Here is a 21,046-nt window from a genome sequence, read left to right on the forward strand (position 1 = left end):
TCAGAGGGTGGTGCCGAAGTGGTGAGAGGTGGCGCGGGCAGCTCATGCGGAGCCGGGCACCGTCCGCTCCGGAAGGTTCGGCAGGTCCGTGCCCGGTCCGGCCCACCGGAACGTGGCCATCACCGCGTCGAAGAAGAACACCAGCGCCTCCGCGAGCCGCTCGGTGTCGTGGCTGTTCCAGACGGTGCTGAAGGACAGGGCCAGCCACTCGCCCTCGACGTCGTCCCGCGAGATCACGTACAGCACCTGCCGGGTGGACACCACCGGCCAGTCGCCGTCCTGCTGCACCTCGTGCGAGGTGGCCACGACGCGAACGCCCGGCCGGCCGTCGATCTCGACCAGCTCGCTCTCCTCGTACCCGTCCGAGAGGATCCCGCTCGCGACGACGACGGGGTCGCTGCCCGCGTCGCTGACGAACTCCACCTCGGTGATGGACGCTGGGACCACCACACCGTTCATCGGCTCGGTCGGGAGATAGACCGCGCCGCTGCCGGCTTCACGCGCGTTCGCGAGGGTCTTGTGCAGCTGGTCGCGCAGCATGTGCCGGTGCGGCTCCGCGGTGTCCCGGGGCAGGTCGTCGGGCAGCGCGCGGGCCACCACCTGCTCGATCGCGTCGTCCAGCTCGCGCGCCCGCCCCTCGCCCGTCGGGAACCGTGCCCATCCGGGTGGGAGCAGCATGACCCAGCTGTCGGTCGGCCTTCCGGCCCCGGAGGCGCCGTTCGCTGCGGCTCCGTCCACCGCGCCGTCCGAGGATCCGCTCATGTCGTACTCCGGGTGATCTGCACGGCGGGCAGGAGCTGGTCGAGAAGCTCCACCATCGCCGCGGCGAGGAACAGGTCGACCGTGCGCCACACGAGGACGGTGTCCACGACGGCGTCCGGGTGCTCGACCCGCCGTCCGACCGCGACGCTCAGCCAGCCAGCACCGGTCAGCTCGTCGACGTCGAGGCGGGTCACCCGCACGCCGTCGCCGTCGGGCAGGTCGAGGTGCTCGACGTGGGGCTGCATGGCGGGCTGGCCACCCGTGGCTCCCAGCGCCTCCATGAGACCGTCGTCGGGTGCGGCCGGGTCGCTGAGCCCCACGGCGACGAGCACCGGGACGGGCCCGTTCCCCATCACCCCGAGAGCGCCGACGACGCGGTGGCCCTCCGGTGCCATGCCGTCGGCGAACTCCCGGAGGTTGGCCACCGAGTCGGCGGCCAGCTGGTCCAGCTCGGCACGGGCGGTGTCGTCCAGTTCGACGGTCTCACCGTCGTCGTCGGGCACCGGCTCGAGCGACGCGCGTACCGCCTCGGTGGCCTCTCGCTCCCATTCGGCGACGTCCTCGGGTGTCTCGGTCGCCAGGCTCGGTACCACCAGCCAGCCCGCGGGCGGGTCCACCCGCCAGGCCCAGCCTGGGTTCTCGCTGATCGAGGTCGTCATAGGACCGGGTTCTCTCCGTACAGGCCGCTGTAGTCGGCGTCGCGCCAGCCGTAGAGGCTCCAGCGCGGGTCAGCGGGGTTGAAGTTCGAGGGGTTGAGCAGGCTGAACGGCCGCATGGCCCAGGAGAACGTGTAGGAGATCGGCCCGATGTACATCCAGGGCTTGATCGCGAAGCCGGTGACGCCGATCTGGCTCAGCGCGGCAGTGATCTTCTGCACGTCCTTGATGTCGCTGATACCGATGAGCCGGTCCCAGCGGTAGTCGCCGCGCGGCCACATCGTCTGGATGCGGCTGATGTCGTTCTTGAACCAGGCGCTCAGCTTGCTGAAGTCACCCTTGATCCACGCGTTCGGTTTGCCGATCTGCCACCAGCCGGGCGACACGCTGGTCTTGCCGGCGAAGTCCTGCCAGCCACGGAGCCTGGCGCCCAGCGGGCCGATCTTGAAGCTCAGTGCGGAGATCTCGCGGGCGATGTTCGGCGTCGCTCCGATCGTCAGGAGGTTGCGCAACCATTCCCGGTCTCGCATCAGGTTCTGCATCGTCTTGGTCTGGTTGCCGAGCGACCCGGCGCCCTTGGTCAGGAGCCCGGCCTGGATGTTCTTGAGCGAACCGGCCATCTTCGCGGCGACCCCGATCAGGCCCAGGCTCAGCACGCCGATGATGACGCTCAGCCAGCTGCCCTCGCCCTGGACGGCGAGGATGAAGCTGGCCGCCACCGAGACCACCGTGGCCACCACGCTGAGCAGCGTGAGGATGCCGAGCCCCGGGATGAGGATGCTCAGCACCGCGAGCGCCATCCCGATGTACATCAGGATCTCGACGAGCTTCTTGAGGAACTTGTTCAGCTTGTGCAGGAACGCTTCCCAGCCGCTGTGGTTCAGGTCGTCGTGACCCCAGTTCTCGCGGATCTTGCGCGCCGCGGTGTCGGCGGCGGAGCCGAAGGCGGTCATGGCCGCGACCGCCCGGGCCTTCGCTGCCTCGAGGTCCTTCCGGGCGGTGTCGATCTTGCCCGCCCGGTTCGAGGACGCCTCCCGATCCTTGGCCGTGAGCGGTTCCGCGTCGTCCGGCCGGTCGGCGTTCACCGGGTCCGGCATGCCCTCGGCAGCGGCCTGGGCGGCCTGGGCCTCCTGGGCGTCCTTGAGCGCGAGACCGGTCTCGGAACGCGCGGTCTCCAGCGCCGGCTGGTAGGTCCGCAGCGCGTCCCGGACGTCCGCGTACCGGCCGGCCGCCTTGTTCAGGGCTTCCGCGCTCTCGCGCGACCGCTTGCGCATGGCGTCGGCGGCCACACCCTTGAGCAGCGTCTCGTCGCCGTCGCCGATCTTCTTGAGCAGCTTCGCCTGGGTCTCCATCGCGAGGGCGATGTCCTCGTAGTGCTTGATCACCACATCCAGGCCGGAAGGCTCCGCCGGGACGGGGTCCGTGTCATATCCGAGCAGATGCCAGTCCCCGCCCCGGACAGCGCTCATCGATCCTCTTCCTGCCGCTGCTTGTTGGCTCGCGTTACCGGTCGCCCGTCGTGGCTCGTCCGGCACTTCTCGTCCGGCACTTCTCGTCCGTTACTGCTCGTCCGTTACTGCTCGTCGAAGGACTTCGCCAGGTCGACCTCGAGCCCGTTCCACTGCTCGGCGGCCTGCTGCATCTTCTTCTGCAGGTCCGAGAGGTTGGTGGTCAGCTTTTCCCGCTTGACCCACCACTTGTCGATGAACTCGTTCATCGCGCCCTTGACCGTGTCGTGGCCCCACACGGCGCCGTCGTCCCACAGCTTGTCCATGTTCTTGAACTCGTCAACGATCGCGGACAGCTGTTTCTCGGCGTCGTCCAGGGCGATCGAGGTGACGACGAGGTCTGCCACCGGACTACTTGTTCAGTGCGTTGGCGAGTTCCTCGTCGGTCTTGCGCAGCGCCTCGGCGGCCTGCTTGAGGTACTCGCCGATGCCGGTGAGCCCCTCCATGACCTGCTTGCCACCCTTGTCGAGCTCCTTGTACGACTCGTCGAACCGCTTGGACGACTTGTCCGTGACGTAGCCGTCCTGCACCAGGTTGTCGATCATGGAGCGCAGCTGGTCCAGCTTGCCCTGCATGTCGTCCGACTCCTGCTTGATCCGCTGAGCGGCGTCTTCCATCTCCTGGAAAGTCACCTTGATGTTTGCCATGGCGGAACCCTTCGTTCGTCTGTCGTGGACTCGTGCTCTGCGGTGCGTGCCAATAGTGATCAATGGGACCAACCGGACGGCCACGCGCGTGTGAACACCTGACGAACGACGTACGACGCACCGACGACGGGTCCGAGATTTCACCCGGACCCGTCGCGTCATCTGAAAAAGTGGCTCTCACCCGGGGGTTTACAGGAGGCTCCGAACGCGTCAGCTCGGCGCGACACCGCTCAGCAGTGCGCCAGGAACGGGCGGTCCCTGAACCTCCGGTCGAGGAACGCGATGACGCCAGGGGCGCCGGTCACCATGGTCGAGACGTGCTCACCGACGTGCCACTCCCACTGCACGTCCGCGCCGGCGGCGCAGTACTCGTTCCGGAGCGCCCGCGCCTGCCCCGGGGCGACGATCTCGTCGAGCGTCCCGTGGAAGAGGCGGATCGGCACGTCCGGCGGGTTGGCGCCGAGCCGGTTCTCGTCCAGGCGCGCCTGCCACTCGGGGGAACGCAGGGGGTTCGTCGTCGTGAACATCCCGATGTTCTGGAACGCGTGCCCGAGCGTCGCGTCCACGCACGCGTCCTGCTCGCGTTCGTACGTCTCCCGGCCGCGCTCGTTGAGGTACCTCTCGAGGTCGAGCTCGGGATAGGCGGCATCCAGCCCGTACGCGGCCAGCAGGAGGAAGCCGAACCCGATCTGCCCGTCGAGCCCTTCGGCCACCTCGGTCAGGTCGGCCGGCACACCGCCCGCGGCGACGCCGACCAGGTCGAGCTCCGGCGCATAGCTCGGCTGCAGCTCGCCGGCCCACATCGCGCCCCCGCCACCCTGCGAGTAGCCGGAGAACGCCACCTTGCCGCCCGCCTCCAGGCCCGTGGCGGGCAGGCTGGTGGCGGCGCGCACCATGTCGATGACGGCCCGCCCTTCCGACTGCCCGACCACGTAGGTGTGCATGCCGGGCGTGCCCAAGCCCTCGTAGTCCGTCACCACCACCGCCCAGCCCGCCAGCAGCATCGGCTCGATGAACGGCCGCTCGTAGTCGAGCCAGCGCGACGGCGCGCACGTGTCGCCGACGCCGCGCGTCCCGCTCGCCACCGACACGATCGGCCGCGGGCCCGCACCTCGCCACCGCGTGCTCGGCACGAGGACCCGCCCGGTCACCGGGACGTCCTGCCCCGTCGCGTTCGTCGAGTGGTACATCAGCAGGTAGTTGCGGGCACTCAGTCGCCGCGGATCCTCGCGCCAGCGGATCACCTGCCCGTCCGCGCCGTCAGGCAGCGGGTCCGGCGGGGTGTAGAAGTCGTCGGCAGCACGGGCCGGCGTGGGCACGACGGGGACGTCCGGCACGTCCGACGCCGTGGCGAGCGAGGTCTGGGCGGCGACCGGCGGCCCGACCGCCACTGCGGGCAGCGTCAAAAGCACCATGGCGGCGGCGACAGCCGCGCGGCGCAATGCCCTACGACGGTGGCATAGCTGGGACGATGACGCAGACGGGGACGGGGACGCAGACGTGGACAGGTCGGTGGCGATCGGCATCGGATCTCCTCGTTGAGGTCCTCGGACGCTCGGCTCTGAGCACCCGGACCCGCGAGCGGGCCGTTACTGACTCTAACCCCAATAGCATCCGGACAAAAGAGTCCGCCCGACGGCGGTGCGCGCGCCAGAAGCACGCGCACCGCCGTCGGGCGGCGCTCCGCTCCGAGCTAGCCCTGGACCGCCGGACGGACGGACGCCACCGAGGCTCGCTCCTCAGCACGCTCCACCAGGGAGGCGGCGAGAGCGGCCAATGGCACGAGCACCAGATTGCCCAGCAGCATGGTGCGCAGGAACGGCAGGCCCGCCACGTAGCTCGCGAGCAGCCCGTCCAGGGTCGCCGGATACATCCCGTCCATCAGCCAGACGCCGAAGTTGGTCCACGCGAAGAACCACAGCGAGCCACCCACGCCCACGCCGAGGGCCGCGGCGTACCGGCCGGGGCCGCGCAGGTTCCGCGCCAGGATCGCGCCGAGGCCCACCACCGCCCACGCCGACCAGGTGAACCACATGATCTGGGTGTTGCCGATCATCGCGTCACTCACGGCCACCACGGCGAACGGCACGACCGCGGCCCACCGGTTCCGCAGCAGCAGTACCGCGAGGAAGGTCGCGGCAGTGGCGATCTCGAGGTTCGGCGGCGCACCCAGATCGGGGGCGACCAGGCGCCACACCACCGCGGCGGTCAGCACCAGAACCACGATCGCCGGACGCCACCAGCGGTGGGCGAGCTCGCCCACCGTCAGGTCGCGCCCCTGGTCCCCGCCCGCCGGGGTCAGTACGTCTCGAGTGTCCACGTGATCTCCTGACCGTCCTCGGTCTCCAGTGTGCCCGCGCCGACCTGCGCCGGCTCGCCGTCCACGGACAGCGCCCAGAACTCCTGCTTCGAGTCGTCCGCCGCACGGCCGCCGATGGCCGTCACGAACGCGTTCTCACCCTCTCCGCTGACCTCGGCGGACGGGTCCGCCTCGAGGAGCAGCTCCAACGCCGTGGCGCCCGTGCGACCCGGGTAGCTGAAGGTCTCCGCACCGTCGGACTCCCCGGCGCCCTCCGACGGCGCAGCGGTGGCGGAGGCGGCGTCGGACGGCGCGGTCAGCGTCGCCGAGACCATCGTCTCGGGCTCGGCCGTGCCGCCGCAGGCAGCGAGCAGGCCGGCCAGGAGAAGTGCGGCAGTCGCCGCGACGAGCGCCCGGAACGGGCGGACAGAAGTCGTGTTCACGCTGGCGAGTGTAGGTCCGGGCGCTCGGCCGGGCGCGACCGTCCCAGTCCTCGGCGGACCGCGGTCGCGCCCTCCGGTCAGATGTCGATGCGGGAGCGGTCCAGCTCGGCCGCGCCCGCGATGAGGAACTCCTTGCGGGGCGCCACGTCGGTTCCCATCAGGAGCTCGAACGCGCGCTCGGCCGCCTCCGCGTGCTCCGCCGTGACACGGCGCAGCGTGCGGTAGCGGGGGTCCATGGTGGTCTCCGCGAGCTGGTCGGCGTCCATCTCACCCAGGCCCTTGTACCGCTGGATGTCGGGCTTGTAGCGGCGCCCGGCCCGGTCGAGCTTCTTGAGCGTGCTGTTCAGCTCGGCCTCCGAGTACGTGTAGATGTACTCGTTCTTGCGCCTGCCGTTGCCGATCACCTCGACGCGGTGCAGCGGAGGGACCGCCGCGAACACGCGACCCGCCTCCACCATCGGCTTCATGTACCGGTAGAAGAGCGTCAGCAGCAGCGTGCGGATGTGGGCGCCGTCCACGTCGGCGTCGGTCATCATGATGATCTTGCCGTAGCGGGCGGCCTCGATGTCGAACGACCGCCCCGAGCCCGCACCGAGCACCTGGATGATCGCCGCGCACTCCGCGTTGCGGAGCATGTCGCTGATCGACGCCTTCTGCACGTTGAGGATCTTGCCGCGGATGGGCAGCAGCGCCTGGAAGTCGCTGGACCGTGCGAGCTTCGCGGTACCGAGCGCGCTGTCGCCCTCGACGATGAACAGCTCGGAACGCTCCACGTCGTTCGAGCGGCAGTCGGCCAGCTTTGCCGGCAGCGAAGAGGTCTCCAGCGCGTTCTTGCGGCGCGAGATCTCCTTCTGCTTGCGGGCCGTGATGCGGGCGCGCATCTCGGCGACGACCTTGTCGAGCAGCAGCGAGGCCTGCGTCTTCTCGTCCCGCTTGGTGGAGGTCAGGCGCGCCTGGATCTCCTTCTCGACCACGCGGGAGACGATCTGGCGCACCGGGCCCGTACCCAGCACCTCCTTGGTCTGCCCCTCGAACTGCGGCTCGGAGAGACGCACGGTGACCACGGCGGTGAGGCCGGCCAGCACGTCGTCCTTCTCGATGCGCTCGGCGCCGTCCTTGGTGGAGACCTTGAGCTTGCGCGCGTTGGTCTCCACGCCCTTGCGGATGACCTTGAGCAGCCCCTGCTCGAAGCCCGTCAGGTGCGTGCCGCCCTTGGGCGTCGAGATGATGTTGACGAAGGAGCGCACCTCGGTGTCGTAGCCGGTGCCCCAGCGCAGCGCGATGTCGACCTCGCAGTCGCGCTGCACCTCGCGCGGCGACATGTGGCCGCGCTCGTCCAGCACCGGAACGGTCTCCTTGAACGTGCCGGAGCCCTGCAGCACCCAGGTCGCCGTGACCGGCGAGTCAGGGGCCAGGAACTCGACGAAGTCGGCCGCGCCGCCGCTGTGCTTGAAGACCTCCTCGTGCGGCCCGTCCTCAGCGGGTGTGCCCGGCAGCCCGCGCTCGTCACGCACGGTGATCTCGAGACCGGGCACCAGGAACGTGGTCTGGCGCACGCGGGTGACCAGCTCGTCGTAGCTGAACACCGCCGACTTGGGGAAGATCTGCCGGTCGGCCCAGTAGCGCACACGGGTGCCCGTACGGCCGCGGGGCACCTTGCCGACCACGCCGAGCTCGGAGTGGTCCACGAAGGGCTGGAACGGCGAGTCGGGGCCGGGCCCGGACGCCGGGTCGGAGAACGTGCCCGGCTCACCCCGGTGGAAGGTCATGCCGTACGTCTTGCCGCCGCGGTCCACCTGGACGTCGAGGCGTGCGGACAGCGCGTTCACCACGGAGGCGCCGACGCCGTGCAGACCACCGGACGCCTGGTAGGAGCCGCCGCCGAACTTGCCACCGGCGTGCAGCTTGGTGAAGACCACCTCGACACCGCTCAGACCGGTCTTGGGCTCGACGTCGATCGGGATGCCGCGGCCGTCGTCCGTCACCGTGACGGACGTGTCGGCGTGCAGCACGATGCCGATCTTGGTGGCGTGCCCGCCCAGGGCCTCGTCGACGGAGTTGTCGATGATCTCCCAGAGGCAGTGCATCAGACCACGGGAGTCGGTGGTCCCGATGTACATACCGGGACGCTTGCGAACCGCCTCGAGGCCCTCGAGGACGGACAGGTGGCGAGCGGTGTACGACTCGGACGTTGCGGTCACGGCGACAGCGTAGACGAGGTCACCGACAACCTCGGTGAGGCGCTCCCTGCGGACCGCATGCTGGGCGCCCGTGACGGGGGTGTGAGAGCGGCGTGAGGGACCAGGATTCACCCCATGACGGAAATTACCCTTTCAGCGCAATTGGGGGCGGAAGGGGCCCGACACTGTGAGCCACGCCGCTATGCTCGCAGCGAACCGGCCACCCGGGCTGGCATGAACCGCGCGAGCGAATGGTTGGATGGAGATGTGACGACCTTGACGACCGAACCGCTCACCGCCCTCGACCGCTGCGACCGCTGCGGCGCGCAGGCCTATGTGCGCGTCGTTCTGCCCGTGGGCGAGCTGCTCTTCTGCGGCCACCACGCCCGCGCACACGCGTCCGCCTATGCGGACGTCGCCACCCATGTCCAGGACGAGACCGACCGGCTCCACGCGGAGCACGGCCAGGCCTGAGACCAGGCCGGACACCCACCGGACCTCTGAGAACGAAGACGGCGGTGAGTCACCTTGTGAGGTGACTCACCGCCGTCGCCATGCCCGGACGCGGTTCAGCCCGCCGCGAGCTCCGCGACCTCGGCGACTGCGCCTGCATGCCGGTGAACATGCCCGGTGAACGCGACCGGTGAACGTGCCCGGCACGCGCCGCGCACGACGACGCCGGGCGGGTGACTTCCGAAGAAGTTCACCCGCCCGGCGTCAGTGTCGTCGGCCGGCCGGTGGCACGTGCGGCCACCGGCTCATGCACCGCTCAGTCCTCGAGCACCACTCAGTCGAGGTAGTCGCGCAGCACCTGCGACCGCGAGGGGTGGCGCAGCTTCGACATCGTCTTGGACTCGATCTGGCGGATACGCTCGCGCGTCACGCCGTACACCTTGCCGATCTCGTCGAGTGTCTTGGGCTGGCCGTCCTGCAGGCCGAACCGCATGGAGACCACACCCGCCTCACGCTCGGAGAGCGTGTCCAGCACCTGGTGGAGCTGCTCCTGCAGGAGCGTGAACGACACCGCGTCCGCGGGCACGACGGCCTCGGAGTCCTCGATGAGGTCACCGAACTCGCTGTCGCCGTCCTCACCGAGCGGGGTGCTCAGCGAGATGGGCTCGCGACCGTACTTCTGGACCTCGACCACCTTCTCGGGGGTCATGTCCAGCTCCTTGGCCAGCTCCTCCGGCGTGGGCTCGCGGCCCAGGTCCTGGAGCATCTGACGCTGCACGCGGGCCAGCTTGTTGATGACCTCGACCATGTGCACCGGGATGCGGATGGTGCGGGCCTGGTCGGCCATGGCACGCGTGATCGCCTGCCGGATCCACCATGTGGCGTAGGTCGAGAACTTGTAACCCTTGGTGTAGTCGAACTTCTCGACCGCACGGATCAGACCGAGGTTGCCCTCCTGGATCAGGTCCAGGAACAGCATCCCGCGGCCCGTGTAGCGCTTGGCCAGCGAGACCACGAGGCGGAGGTTGGCCTCCAGCAGGTGGTTCTTGGCCCGCTTGCCGTCGTGCGCGATCCACTTGAGGTCGCGCTCGAACCGGCGCTGGTCCTTGTCGTTCCGGTCGAACTCGGTGGTGGCGAGACGCTCCTCCGCGAACAGGCCGGCCTCGATGCGCTTCGCGAGCTCGACCTCCTGCTCCGCGTTCAGCAGCGCGACCTTACCGATCTGCTTCAGGTAGTCCTTGACCGGGTCGGCCGTGGCGCCGGCGGTCATGACCTGCTGTGCCGGCTGGTCGTCGTCGTCCGTCTCGGAGACCACGAAGCCGGAGCTCTCGTTCTCCTCCTTGGCCGCCTTGCCGCCGCGGCCACGGGTGGCCTTGGTGACGATCTCGGGGCCGGTGTCGGACTCTTCCTCGGGGTCCTCGACAGCGACGCCGTCGGGCTCGATGTTGTCGTACTTCGACTTGCCGCGAGCGGCAGGCTTCTTGGCGGCGGCCTTGGCCGCCGGCTTCTTCCGCGTGCTCGGGGCGGCCTCGTCGAGGTCGACGTCGACCTCGTCGACGTCGCTCAGCTCGATGTCGTCGACCTCGTCGGCGTCCTTCGGCTTCGCGGTGGAGCGGGCCGGAGCCTTCTTCGCGGGAGCCTTCGCGGCGGTCGAGCGGGTGCGTCGAGCAGGCTTCGCGTCGGCGTCGCCGTCGGCGGGCGCCTTGGCGGCGACGGCGGAAGAGCGGGTCGCCGCGGCGGCGGCAACCTTCGTCACGGTAGGTAGTCCGACCTGCACACCGGCGTTGGCCAGTGCGCGCAGCACCGCCTTGAGCCGCTTGGCGTCACCAACCTCCGCGGTCTCGCATGCTCGCCGGAAGCTCTCGGCGTCGACCGAGCCGTCGGCGGCGCCTTGAGCGAGGAGCTCCTGCAGGGCAGGATGCTCGAACTCTCGGGGCAGGTTGTCGCGTGCAGGGACAGGAGCGGTGTCCTGGGGGGCTTTCAGCGGAGTGGGCGCCACAAACCGACCTTTCGGCATTCGAGGGGGCGGTGTACCGCCGGCGGGGCCTTCACTGGACCTTCTTCTTCCGCCGACGAACAGTTATATTGTACCGTCGACATCCCTGTACGCCGCGACGAACGTGGCGATATGGGCAAAGTCAGTGCGAAGTCACGTCGGGCGGGGCAGCCCCGCGGATGTATCTGATTTCGCGTGCCAAGAGTCAACGAACGGGACCGCCCGACCATTCCCGGCTCCGCGGACGCGCCCTGGACCAGGCTTTCGACCGGGTACGGGACCGGGCTCTGGACCGGACCGTGCACACGGCGGAGCCACGCAGACGCAGCTCACGCGGGCACGACTACCAGGCAGAACTGCTGGGCAGAACTACTGGGCAGTGCACCGGGGCCCGGCCACGCGACAGAGCGCGTCAGAGGGCGACAGGGCGCTTCAGACCTTCACGGCCAGCACCGGGCACGGTGCCTCGACGAGAATCCGCTGCGCGCCCGCGCCCAGGATGAGCTTGCCGACGGGGCTGCGCTTACGCAGGCCGATCACGATGAGCTCGGCACCGGTGCTCGTTGCGGTGCGGATCAGGTCCTCGGCGAGGTCGCCGGTGCCGTGCTCCACCCGAACGTCGACCTCGCCGGCGAGCCTGCGGACGAGCTCGTCGGCCTCGGCCCGGCACTCGTCCTCCGGGCGCTTGCCGTTGGTGACGACGACCAGCGGGACGTTGCGCTCCCGGGCCTCGGAAACTGCGGAACTGAGAGCCTCTTGGCCTTCGGGCGTGGCGAGTTGGCCGACGACGATCGTCATGTCCACCGACGCTACCGCACGTGGCGGCCCCGTCAGTGCCTCACACGGCGGCAGCCTCCTCCGATTCGGCCTCGCCGCGGAACGAGCCCTGCTCGCGGCGGACCCAGCCCGGCGGGACTCCCCCGACGATCGCACCGCGCAGCAGCAGCGCGAGCCGGTAGTCCGGGTCCACGCCGAGCGCGTCGGACACCCGCTCGGTCGCCAGCCCGCCGTCGCCGTGCCACCACGCGACGAGCGCCAGCAGCAGGTATGCAGGCGCCCGCCGGTTCCGCGGCACGTGCGTGACCACCGCCTCCAGGACCTGGCGTGCCGCCTGCGTGATGGCCTCGTCCGGCGGGACGCCCTGCTCCGGGTCGACGATCCGGGCCAGCACCGCCCCCGTCGCCATGTCCGTGTCGCCGTCCACCTGCCGCTGCGCGGTCCGCAGCGCCGTCTCCTCGGTGCCCGGCGCCAGGCTCAGCAGCACGGCATCCCGCACGGGCGTGTCCGCCAGCGCCGCGCCGATCTTGCCGAGGTCGACCGGCGACAGCGACATGGGCTGCCCGGGCGCGGTGCCGGCCACCTGACGCACCGCGGAACGCCACAGGCCTAGGCTCTCGGCACCCCACTCCCCCAGCGCCCGCTCCGCGCGGAGGGCCTGCGCCTCGATCGCTCGCGAGCCGAAGGCAGCACCCGGACGCCGCTCGGGGCGCGCGGCCGAGGCGGACGGGGTCCCGTGATCCATCCGTGCCGCCCGGTCGACGGGCCCGCCCCCATCCGGGAACCTGGTGTCGTTGAGCAGCCGCCGGTAGGTGTCGGTCCAGCGGGCTGCGGCCTTCCGGGCCTGGGTACGGGCCGTCTCGGGCACGGCGCGCAGGGAGTACCGCTCCTCGCGGGTACCGGCGACCGTGCGGCCCTCCAGCACCATGTGGGCGGCGACCCGGCTGCTCTTCAGCAGGGACAGCGGCCGGCCCTCGGCCGGGCAGCACGTCGGGTCGGCGCAGTCGAGCGCCCGGAAGCCCGTGGGTGCCACGAGCCACACCTCGGTCCCGGGGAGCCGGCGCTCCAGCCGTGCCCTCAGCAGGTCGACGGCGCGCCGCGCGGCTCCCGACGGCGCGGCGGGGTCGGTGGCGGTGTACAGCACGACCACCGCGCGGTCCGCGCCGTCGGCCACCACGTGGTCGGCGAGCCAGCGGGCGGTCGCCGCACCGTCGGGCCCCTGGGGGTCGTCCGGCTGCCGCAGGCGGAGGTCGTCCAGGTCGACCCGGGCCACGAGCCCTACGCGCTGGCGCGGCCCGGTCAGGCTGACCGCGACGACGGACTCGGCGGGTTCGAAACCGAGCCGGTACGGGATGTAGGCAAGCAGGTCCTCGGGCCCCGCGACGCGGACGACCGTGGCGTTCGGCACCGCCGGTCGCCGACCGAGGTTCTTCGAGGCCCTGTTGTTCGAGGCCCTGTTGTTCGAGGTGATGTTCGAGGCCCTGTTGTTCGAGGTGATGTTCTTCGAGGTGACGTCCTTGGGGTCCATGCGTCGATCCCAGCCGCCCCGCGGGACCGTGGCGCGCCCAGGAGGGCCGTGTGGACAACGGATCTCCTGTGGTCGGGCCAGGACCCGCGTGCTGTCCACGTGAGGGTCTCTCCGGCTACGGTGTCCGACATGCCTCGTCTCGCCACCGCCCGCCGCACGGCAGCGCTCGCCGCCGCTGTCGGTCTGGCGCTCGCGACCGCGGGGTGCGGCACCGGGGCAGGGCCTGGGGCGTCGGCCGCCATCACGGAGAGCACGCCGGAGCCCCGTGCCGCGGTGTCCGGCGGTCCGGCCGAGCTGCCGACCTTCGACCCGTCGTCGGCCGTCGCCATCTACGCGGAGGGTTTCCCCACCGATCTGTTCCCGATGCCGGAGGGCGCCACCCTCCTCGCCTCGTCGGCGAGCCCCGTACCCGCCCCGAAGGACTCAAAGAACTCGAAGGACTCGAAGGCCAGCGGTGTCCCGATGACGCAGGTGACGCTCAACCTGGCCTCGAGCCTGCCGGCCAAGAAGGTCGTGGCGCAGGCGAAGCAGATCCTGGTCGAACAGGGCTTCAAGCAGATCGCGGCACCGGAGTCGAGCGGCCTGACCGCGCAGACCGCCTTCCTGCGGGTCTCCAGGTCGAAGTCTGGTGAGGTCCAGGAGTCGCTCGTCGTGGGCGTGCTGGACGACGGTGAGCGCCGCCTCGCCTCGATCAGCGGTACCGTCCGTACCCCATAGGCTGGGGCCGTGTCAGTCTCTTCCACCCGTACCGATGCCCTGAACCCCGCGGCTGCCCAGAACCCCGCGGCTCTGCTCGACACCGAGAACCTCCGTGCCGACGTCGACGCCGCAGTGACCGCTCACCTCCGCCGGCTGACCGCCGAGGTCGGCGCGATCAGCCCGAGCGCCGAGGCCATGGTCGAGGAAGCAGCCGGGCTGCTGATGGGCGGCAAGCGGCTGCGGGCGGCGTTCTGCTACTGGTCCTTCCGTGCGCACGGCGGCTCCGCCGATCCGGCCGACCCCGCCCGGGTCGCCACGGTCCGGGTGGGCGCCGCGCTCGAGCTCTTCCAGGCAGCGGCGCTGCTGCACGACGACGTGATGGACAACTCCGACACCCGCCGCGGCCGCCCCACCACGCACCGCGCGTTCGCCGCCAAGCATGCCGACGCCGGCTGGTCCGGCGAGCCCGTGCGGTTCGGCGACGCCGCAGCGATCCTGCTCGGGGACCTCGTGCTCCTCGCCGCCCAGCGTGAGCTGTCGGCGGCGCTCGCTCCGCTGCCCGCCGATGTCGCCGAGGCGGCCCGTGCCCGGTTCGACGCCATGCAGAGCGAGGTGGTCGTCGGCCAGTACCTGGACGTACTGGTCCAGGCCGAGCCCTGGGGCGACGACCCTGGGTCGGACGAGGAGCGTGCCCGGAAGGTGCTGCGCGCCAAGTCCGCCAGCTACTCGGTGGCCGCGCCGCTCGCCCTGGGCGCGCTGCTGGCCGGCCGGGGGACGGAGGCGGCGGCCGACATCGAGGCGGCCGGCCTGCCCCTCGGCGAGGCCTTCCAGCTCCGGGACGACGTGCTCGGCGTCTTCGGCGATCCCGCGGTCACGGGCAAGCCCGCGGGCGACGACCTGCGGGAGGGCAAGCGCACGGTGATCGTGGCGCGCACCCTTGCCCTGCTCCACGACCCGGACGGGCCGGAGGCAGCGACGCTGACCGCCGCGCTGGGCGACCCCGACCTCTCCGAGGAGGACGTCGCCCGGGTCCGCGAGGTCATCGTCGGCTCAGGTGCACTGGACGCGGTCGAGCAGCTGATCGCCGACCTGGCGGTCCGTGCCCACGCGCTGCTGGACCTCGCCCATCTGGCCGAGCCCGGGAAGGGCGTTCTCACCGACCTGGCTCACGCCGCCGTCGACCGGGCGGCCTGAACGGTTCGGGTCACAGGGTCTGGGTCACGCGATCTGGGTCACAGGGTCTGGGTCACAGGGTCCAGATGGTGACCGTGCCGCCCTGCTTCAGCTGTTCACCCGCGACCGGGTCGGTCTCCACGACGCCCTCGCCGAACAGCTCGCCGAAGCCGCGCAGCTCGACCTCGTAGCCGGCCTTCTCCAGCGTGTCCTGGGCGTCCTCGACGGACATCCCGACGACGTCGGGGACGGTGCCCTCCGGGCCCAGGCTGACGAACACCGTGACGGTGCCGCCCTCGGCGGCACCCTTGTCTCCGTCGGGCTCCGTCCAGATCACCGTGCCGGCCGGCGCCTCCTCGTCGAAGACGTCCTCCCGAGCGACCTTGAACTTCTCGGCGCTCAGCGCCGCGGTGGCATCGTCGACCTCCAGGCCCGCGACGTCGGGGACCGTGACGGGCGGCGGCCCGTCCGACACGGTGAGCCGCACACGCTCGTCGGTCGGCACCATGTCGCCGTCGCGGACCGACGCCCAGATGACCTCGTCCCGCGGGCCGTCGCTGGTGTACTCGCGCGAGACCTCGATGTCGGTCAGGCCCACGCCCTTGAGAGCGGCCCGTGCCGCACGCTCGTCCATGCCGACGAGGCCCGCCGGCGCCTCGGCCAGCTCCTGGCCGAGGGAGACCACCAGGCGCACCGGCTCGTCCCGGTGCCAGCGCTGCCCCTCGCCCGGGACCGCCGAGATGACCTCGCCCTCCGGCACGTCCGAGTCGTGCTGCTGCACGCTCGTCGGTCTCAGCCCTGCCGCGGTCAGCGCCTCCTCGGCCGCTTCCACGGTGACGCCCACCACGCCGTCGGGTACGACCGCGTAGGCGCCCGGGCCGCTCTCGGTGTACCACCAGGCGCCGAGGAGGACCGCTATCAGCGCGAGGGCGAGCAGGACCTTGCTACCGCGCCGGGCCTTCGGCGCCGGCGGTGCCGCCGGCACCGGGGGCTGGGGCTGGGCCGGCTGGTGGGCCACCCAGCGCCCGGCCGCGGGCCGCTCCACCACGGCGGTACGCGCGGCCTTCACGGCGGCAGGCGACGGCGGCGGCGCCGCGCTGGCGGGGATGTCCAGCACCTCGTTCGGGATCCGCTGGAACGTGTTCCGGAGCGCGTCGAGCGCCATGGCGGCGTCACGGGGACGGCGGTCCGGGTCGCGGGCGGTGAGCGAACGGACGAGCAGGTCCAGCGGGCGCCCGAGGTGGCCGGCGAACGCGCTCACCGGCGGCACGTCGCTGTTGACGTGCGCGTACGCGACCTGGATGGGTCCCTCCCCCTCGTGGGGCAGGCGGCCGGTGAACATCTCGAACGCGAGGATGCCGACGGCGTACACGTCGGCGCGCATGTCGACGTGACCGGTCGAGATGGTCTCGGGAGCGAGGTAGGCGACGGTGCCCAGCACGGTGCCCGTGGTGGTGTTGGACACCTCGGAGACGGCGCGGGCCAGGCCGAAGTCCGCGACCTTGGGGCGGCCGGTGCCCGCCTCCAGCAGCACGTTCTCGGGCTTGATGTCGCGGTGCACGATCTCCTTGGCGTGCGCGGCGGCCAGCGCCGACAGGACCACGTCGAGGATCGCGAACGAACGGCGCAGCGTGAGGCTGCCGTCCCTGATCAGCTGGCGCAGGTTGGTGCCCGGCACGTACTCCATGGTCAGGTAGCGCATGTCGCCGTCGGTGCCCTGGTCGTAGACCGCCACGACACCGTGGTGCTGCAGGCCGGCCGCCGAGCGGGCCTCCCGCTCGAAGCGCTGCCGGAAGCTCGCGGCCTGCTCACCCTCCGCCAGGTGCGGGTGCATCACCTTGAGCGCGATCTCGCGGTTCAGGCGGCTGTCGTGCGCGCGGTACACCGTGGCCATGCCGCCGCGCGCCACGCGCGCGACTATCTCGTACCGCCCGTCGACCAGGCGGCCGATGAGAGGGTCTGCCGTCACCTGAGCCACGGTGGGAGTGTACGGGGGACCACCCACGGCCCGAATGAAACACTCATAGCGGGCGGGAGCCGTTGCCGGATCGTTGCGGCGCACAGGCCCACGCCCCGTCGCATACCCTTCTACCGTGACAGATCTCGACGCCCTCGTGGGCGAATGGCTGAACCTGCCCGACCTTGCCGAGACCCTCGGCATCGAGGTCGGCAAGGCGCGTGGCCTGGTCCGTGACCGGCACGTCGTCGGTATCAAGCGCGGCGAGCGCACCATCTTCGAGGTGCCCGCCAAGTTCGTGCTCCCGGAGGTCGACGGCCGCCCCGGTGTGATCCCGACCTTGCGCGGCACGGTGATGGTGCTGGCCGACGGCGGTTTCAGCGACGAGGAGATCCTCGAGTGGCTGTTCACGCCGAACGACGAGCTCGGTGAGCAGCCGGTGGACGCCCTGATCAACGGCAAGCGCGCCGCCGTGCGCCGGGTGGCGCAGACGCTGCTCTGACGGTCGGTGCTCCGCCGGTCTGTGCTCCGCCGGTCAATATCGGCCGGTCGCTACCGGCGGAGCATCTCCGCCACCTGGAACGCCAGCTCCAGCGACTGCTGGTGGTTCAGACGCGGGTCCACGAGCGTCTCGTAGCGCAGGGCGAGGCCTGCGTCGGAGATCTCCTCGGATCCGCCCAGCACCTCGGTGACGTCGTCGCCCGTGAGCTCCATGTGCAGGCCGCCCGGCACCGTGCCCAGTGTCTTGTGCACCTCGAAGAAGCCCGCCACCTCGTCGAGCACGTCCGTCAGCCGGCGGGTCTTGTACCCGCTGTCCGACGTGATGGTGTTGCCGTGCATCGGGTCCGTCACCCACGTGACGTTCGCGCCGGACCAGGTGACGGCCTCGACGATGGACGGCAGCACGTCGCGGACCCGGCCGGCGCCCATGCGCGTGATGAACGTGAGCCGGCCGGGCACATTCTCCGGGTTGAGCCGCTCGGTGAGCGCCAGGGCGTCGTGCGGCGTCGTCGTCGGGCCCAGCTTCACGCCGATCGGGTTGGCGATGCGAGACATGAAGTCGACGTGGGCGCCGTCGAGCTGGCGCGTGCGCTCCCCGATCCAGAGGAAGTGCGCGCTCGTGTCGTAGGCCCTGCCGGTGCGCTGGTCGGTGCGCGTCAGTGCCCGCTCGTAGTCGAGCACCAGGGCCTCGTGGCTCAGGAAGAACTCGACGGAACGCAGCGCGTCGAAGTCGGCACCGCACGCGTGCATGAACCGGATCGCGCGGTCGATCTCGTCCGCCGTCTTCTCGTACCGCGCGTAGGCGGGGTTGCGCATGAAGCCGCGGTTCCACTCGTGCACCTGGCGCAGGTCGGCGAAGCCGCCCTGCGTGAAGGCCCGCACCACGTTGGCCGTGGCCGCCGAGATCCGGTAGGCCTGCTCGAGGCGTTCCGGGTCGGGCGTGCGGTCCTGCGGGGTGAAGGGGAACCCGTTGATCATGTCGCCGCGGTAGGCGGGCAGCGTCACGCCGTCGCGCGTCTCCGTGTCGCTGGAGCGCGGCTTGGCGTACTGGCCGGCCATCCGGCCCATCTTCACCACCGGCGTGCTCGCGCCGTGGGTGAGCACCACTGCCATCTGCAGGATGGTGCGGACCTTGTTGCGGATGCGGTCGGCGTTCGCCTCGGCGAACGTCTCCGCGCAGTCCCCGCCCTGGAGCAGGAACGCCTCACCCCGGCCGGCGGCGGCGAGCCGCTCGGTCAGGATGTCGGCCTGTGCGGGCACCACGATGGGCGCGGCCTGCGCCAGGCGGCCGGTCGCGGCCGCCAGCGCGGCCGGGTCCGGCCACGTGGGCTGCTGGAGCGCCGTGAGCGTGCGGTAGTGGTCCAGTCCAGCCGGACCAGCCGACCGTTCGGCCGCACCGGTCTGGGCCGGACCTGTCTGGGCCGGGTCGGTAGCAGTGCTCATCGGCTCGCCGGTCGTGGTGCCCGCACCGTGCTCAGTGCTCCGCCGGGGCGGCCGGCACGAGCGGCTGGCCGATGTCCGCGAGGATCTCGCCGAACCACTCCTGCGAGACGTCGAACGCCTTGCCGCCGGCGATGCGCGGGAACGCGATCGCCTTGAGCTTGTCGCCGTCCTCCTCGTCGTGGCCGATGACGCCGGACTCGCCGCGCAGCGCGCACTCGACCGCGTAGTCGGTCATCGACTTGATGAGGCGCAGGTCGTCGCTGTTCGCGGCGGCGGCGCGGGAGTAGTAGCCCGACTTCTGCACCATCGTCTTCTCGGCGCCCAGCTTCTCCGCGAACTGCTTCGCGAACCACTGGCCCGGGTTGATCGTGTCGAGCTTCACGTGCCCGAACGGGTCGCGCTCCACGGTCTCGCCGGCGGCCTCGAGCTGGGCCACGATCTCGTGCATGCCCGCACCCTCGGACAGGAAGATGTTGACGTTGCCGATCTCGTCCATGACGCCGCGCAGGCGCTTGGCCTCGCCCTCGAGGTCGATCTCGAGCTCCGGCAGGAACACGGCGTGCACGTCCCAGCGCTCACGGGACAGGCCGAGGGCCGGGGCCCACTCCTGGGCGTCGAGCCACTCGCGGTACGACTTCGCGGTGGCCGCCGTCAGCCAGCCGCAGTGCCGCCCCATGACCTCGTGCACGATCAGCATGCGCGGGCCCACGCGGTTCTCACCGATGACGTTGGCCGCGAACTTCGCGCCCTCCTCGGCAGCGGTCCACGCACCCAGCGACTGCTTGATCGGCACCACGTCGTTGTCGATGGTCTTCGGCAGGCCCACCACGGTGAGCTCGTAGCCGTTCTCGTGCAGGTAGGCGGCGAGGTCGGCGGCCGTCGTGTTGGTGTCGTCGCCGCCGATCGTGTGCAGCACGTCCACGCCGTCGGCCTTCAGCTGCTCCGCGGCGACGTGCAGCGGGTCCTGACCCTCCTTGACGAGGCCGCGCTTGACCGCGTCCTTGACGTTGGTCAGCTTCACGCGGGAGTTGCCGATCGGCGAGCCGCCGAAGCGGTGCAGGATCGGGGCCTGGGCACGCGCCTCTTCGCCGATCTCGATCTTGTTGCCGGTCAGCAGGCCGTGGTAGCCGTGCAGGTAGGCAATGATCTCGATCTCGGGGTCGAGCTCGGTGTAACGCTCGATCAGGCCGCCAACCGAGGACGACAGGCAGGGCGCGAAGCCGCCGGCGGTCAGCAGGGCCACACGACGAACAGCCATCGGAGGAGCACCTCTCATCAGGGAAAGTTCACGGGCACCACGGCCGGCGATCGCCCGCGCGGCACCCTTCGTCGTCATCCTACTGACGGCCGACGACCGCGCCCGGCACGTCCGGTGAATGAGCACCCTGTTGGCGGGCGCCCCGGTCGTGCGATAATGAGGGTGAGCCTCCCGGTGCCTAGCGGCCCGGGAGGCTTTGCGTTATGACGAACCTTCCCGGATCCCCGCACGCACGGCTCAGCATCCGCCCGACGACGCCCGACGACCGCCCTGTCCTGGAGCGGCTCTGGCTCTTGTTCCGGCACGACATGTCGGAGGTCACGGGGGCGCTCCCCGACCCGACCGGCCAGTTCCGGCGCGAACGGCTCGACGCCACGTTCACCGACGTGGGCCGGCACGGACTCATCGCCCACCTCGAGCCAGACGTGGAGCCCGCAGGCGCCGCGGCGTCACCCGTCGGCTTCGCGCTCGTGCGCGGCCTCGACGGCCCGATCCACGTGCTCAGCTCGTTCTTCGTGGTGCGCGGTGCGCGTCGCAGCGGCATCGGGCGCGAGCTCGCGGCACACACCCTGGCGAGCTTCCCCGGCCGCTGGGAGATCGCGTTCCAGGACGCCAACCCGCCCGCCGTGCGGTTCTGGCGGGCGGTGGCCACCGACGCCGTCGGGCAGGCGTGGACCGAGGAGCACCGGGCGGTGCCCGGGCGGCCAGACCTGCCGCCGGACACGTGGATCTCGCTGACGACGGGATAGCGGGCAGCGGACCACG

The 21,046-nt window shown here is 70.9% G+C and carries 20 protein-coding genes; 5 read left to right on the forward strand and 15 right to left on the reverse strand.

What is annotated here, in order from left to right; translation table 11 throughout:
• Positions 1–42: 42 nt before the first annotated feature.
• From LUU90_RS02185 to LUU90_RS02225, 9 genes are all read right to left on the reverse strand, one after another.
• Positions 43–762 carry a hypothetical protein gene (locus tag LUU90_RS02185; RefSeq protein ID WP_275001599.1) on the reverse strand — a complete coding sequence of 240 codons (720 nt, stop codon included), beginning with the start codon at positions 760–762 and terminating at the stop codon, positions 43–45.
• Entirely contained in the window at positions 759–1,421 is a 663-nt protein-coding gene (locus tag LUU90_RS02190) for a hypothetical protein (protein WP_275001600.1), read from the reverse strand. Before LUU90_RS02190 ends, LUU90_RS02185 begins: the two co-directional genes overlap by 4 nt.
• The gene (locus tag LUU90_RS02195) at positions 1,418–2,887 is read right to left on the reverse strand and encodes a hypothetical protein (protein ID WP_275001601.1); all 1,470 of its coding nucleotides are present in this window, start codon (positions 2,885–2,887) and stop codon (positions 1,418–1,420) included. Before LUU90_RS02195 ends, LUU90_RS02190 begins: the two co-directional genes overlap by 4 nt.
• Positions 2,888–2,991: 104 nt before the next feature.
• Positions 2,992–3,273 carry a hypothetical protein gene (locus LUU90_RS02200; protein WP_275001602.1) on the reverse strand — a complete coding sequence of 94 codons (282 nt, stop codon included), beginning with the start codon at positions 3,271–3,273 and terminating at the stop codon, positions 2,992–2,994.
• 4 nt (positions 3,274–3,277) lie between these two features.
• Complete coding sequence (locus tag LUU90_RS02205; protein ID WP_275001604.1) at positions 3,278–3,574, reverse strand: WXG100 family type VII secretion target; 297 nt, start codon at positions 3,572–3,574, stop codon at positions 3,278–3,280.
• A gap of 230 nt (positions 3,575–3,804) precedes the next feature.
• Positions 3,805–4,989, reverse strand: a complete 1,185-nt coding sequence (locus LUU90_RS02210) for a lipase family protein (protein WP_275001605.1) — start codon at positions 4,987–4,989, stop codon at positions 3,805–3,807.
• A 278-nt stretch (positions 4,990–5,267) separates the two neighbouring features.
• Entirely contained in the window at positions 5,268–5,894 is a 627-nt protein-coding gene (locus LUU90_RS02215; protein ID WP_275001606.1) for a DUF6580 family putative transport protein, read from the reverse strand.
• A complete protein-coding gene (locus LUU90_RS02220) occupies positions 5,873–6,316 on the reverse strand; it encodes a DUF4430 domain-containing protein (RefSeq protein WP_275001607.1) in 444 nt (147 codons plus the stop codon). The genes LUU90_RS02215 and LUU90_RS02220 overlap by 22 nt, the downstream gene beginning before the upstream one ends.
• A gap of 77 nt (positions 6,317–6,393) precedes the next feature.
• The gene (locus LUU90_RS02225) at positions 6,394–8,517 is read right to left on the reverse strand and encodes a DNA gyrase/topoisomerase IV subunit B (RefSeq protein WP_275001608.1); all 2,124 of its coding nucleotides are present in this window, start codon (positions 8,515–8,517) and stop codon (positions 6,394–6,396) included.
• 246 nt (positions 8,518–8,763) lie between these two features.
• Here LUU90_RS02225 and LUU90_RS02230 point away from each other — a divergent pair, with 246 nt between their 5' ends.
• Complete coding sequence (locus tag LUU90_RS02230) at positions 8,764–8,970, forward strand: DUF7455 domain-containing protein (RefSeq protein WP_020014335.1); 207 nt, start codon at positions 8,764–8,766, stop codon at positions 8,968–8,970.
• A 313-nt stretch (positions 8,971–9,283) separates the two neighbouring features.
• On the opposite strand, the gene LUU90_RS02235 is transcribed toward LUU90_RS02230, so the two are convergent.
• The 3 genes from LUU90_RS02235 to LUU90_RS02245 form a co-directional block, all read right to left on the reverse strand.
• Positions 9,284–10,966, reverse strand: coding sequence for an RNA polymerase sigma factor (locus tag LUU90_RS02235; RefSeq protein WP_275001610.1), 1,683 nt, complete (start codon positions 10,964–10,966; stop codon positions 9,284–9,286).
• A 411-nt stretch (positions 10,967–11,377) separates the two neighbouring features.
• Entirely contained in the window at positions 11,378–11,743 is a 366-nt protein-coding gene (locus LUU90_RS02240; protein WP_275001611.1) for a universal stress protein, read from the reverse strand.
• 40 nt (positions 11,744–11,783) lie between these two features.
• Positions 11,784–13,250, reverse strand: coding sequence for a DUF4192 domain-containing protein (locus tag LUU90_RS02245; protein ID WP_275001612.1), 1,467 nt, complete (start codon positions 13,248–13,250; stop codon positions 11,784–11,786).
• Positions 13,251–13,379: 129 nt separating this feature from the next.
• Between LUU90_RS02245 and LUU90_RS02250 the strand changes: the two genes are divergently transcribed.
• Positions 13,380–13,967: a hypothetical protein gene (locus tag LUU90_RS02250; RefSeq protein ID WP_275001613.1), complete on the forward strand. Its 588-nt coding sequence runs from the start codon at positions 13,380–13,382 to the stop codon at positions 13,965–13,967.
• 9 nt (positions 13,968–13,976) lie between these two features.
• Positions 13,977–15,143 carry a polyprenyl synthetase family protein gene (locus LUU90_RS02255; RefSeq protein ID WP_275001614.1) on the forward strand — a complete coding sequence of 389 codons (1,167 nt, stop codon included), beginning with the start codon at positions 13,977–13,979 and terminating at the stop codon, positions 15,141–15,143.
• A 52-nt stretch (positions 15,144–15,195) separates the two neighbouring features.
• On the opposite strand, the gene pknB is transcribed toward LUU90_RS02255, so the two are convergent.
• The gene (pknB, locus tag LUU90_RS02260) at positions 15,196–17,091 is read right to left on the reverse strand and encodes a Stk1 family PASTA domain-containing Ser/Thr kinase (RefSeq protein WP_275001615.1); all 1,896 of its coding nucleotides are present in this window, start codon (positions 17,089–17,091) and stop codon (positions 15,196–15,198) included.
• Positions 17,092–17,215: 124 nt separating this feature from the next.
• Between pknB and LUU90_RS02265 the strand changes: the two genes are divergently transcribed.
• A complete protein-coding gene (locus LUU90_RS02265; RefSeq protein ID WP_275001616.1) occupies positions 17,216–17,581 on the forward strand; it encodes an Rv2175c family DNA-binding protein in 366 nt (121 codons plus the stop codon).
• Positions 17,582–17,631: 50 nt separating this feature from the next.
• Here the strand turns inward: LUU90_RS02265 and LUU90_RS02270 are convergent, their stop codons facing one another.
• A complete protein-coding gene (locus LUU90_RS02270; protein ID WP_275001617.1) occupies positions 17,632–19,023 on the reverse strand; it encodes a class II 3-deoxy-7-phosphoheptulonate synthase in 1,392 nt (463 codons plus the stop codon).
• 31 nt (positions 19,024–19,054) lie between these two features.
• Positions 19,055–20,281 (reverse strand): pyrophosphate--fructose-6-phosphate 1-phosphotransferase, encoded by a 1,227-nt coding sequence (locus LUU90_RS02275; RefSeq protein WP_274993740.1) that lies wholly within the window; start codon positions 20,279–20,281, stop codon positions 19,055–19,057.
• 203 nt (positions 20,282–20,484) lie between these two features.
• Between LUU90_RS02275 and LUU90_RS02280 the strand changes: the two genes are divergently transcribed.
• Positions 20,485–21,030 carry a GNAT family N-acetyltransferase gene (locus LUU90_RS02280; protein ID WP_275001618.1) on the forward strand — a complete coding sequence of 182 codons (546 nt, stop codon included), beginning with the start codon at positions 20,485–20,487 and terminating at the stop codon, positions 21,028–21,030.
• The last annotated feature ends 16 nt before the right edge of the window (positions 21,031–21,046 follow it).

Origin of the sequence: Promicromonospora iranensis (assembly GCF_028994775.1) — a bacterium.
GTDB lineage: Bacteria > Actinomycetota > Actinomycetes > Actinomycetales > Cellulomonadaceae > Promicromonospora > Promicromonospora iranensis_A.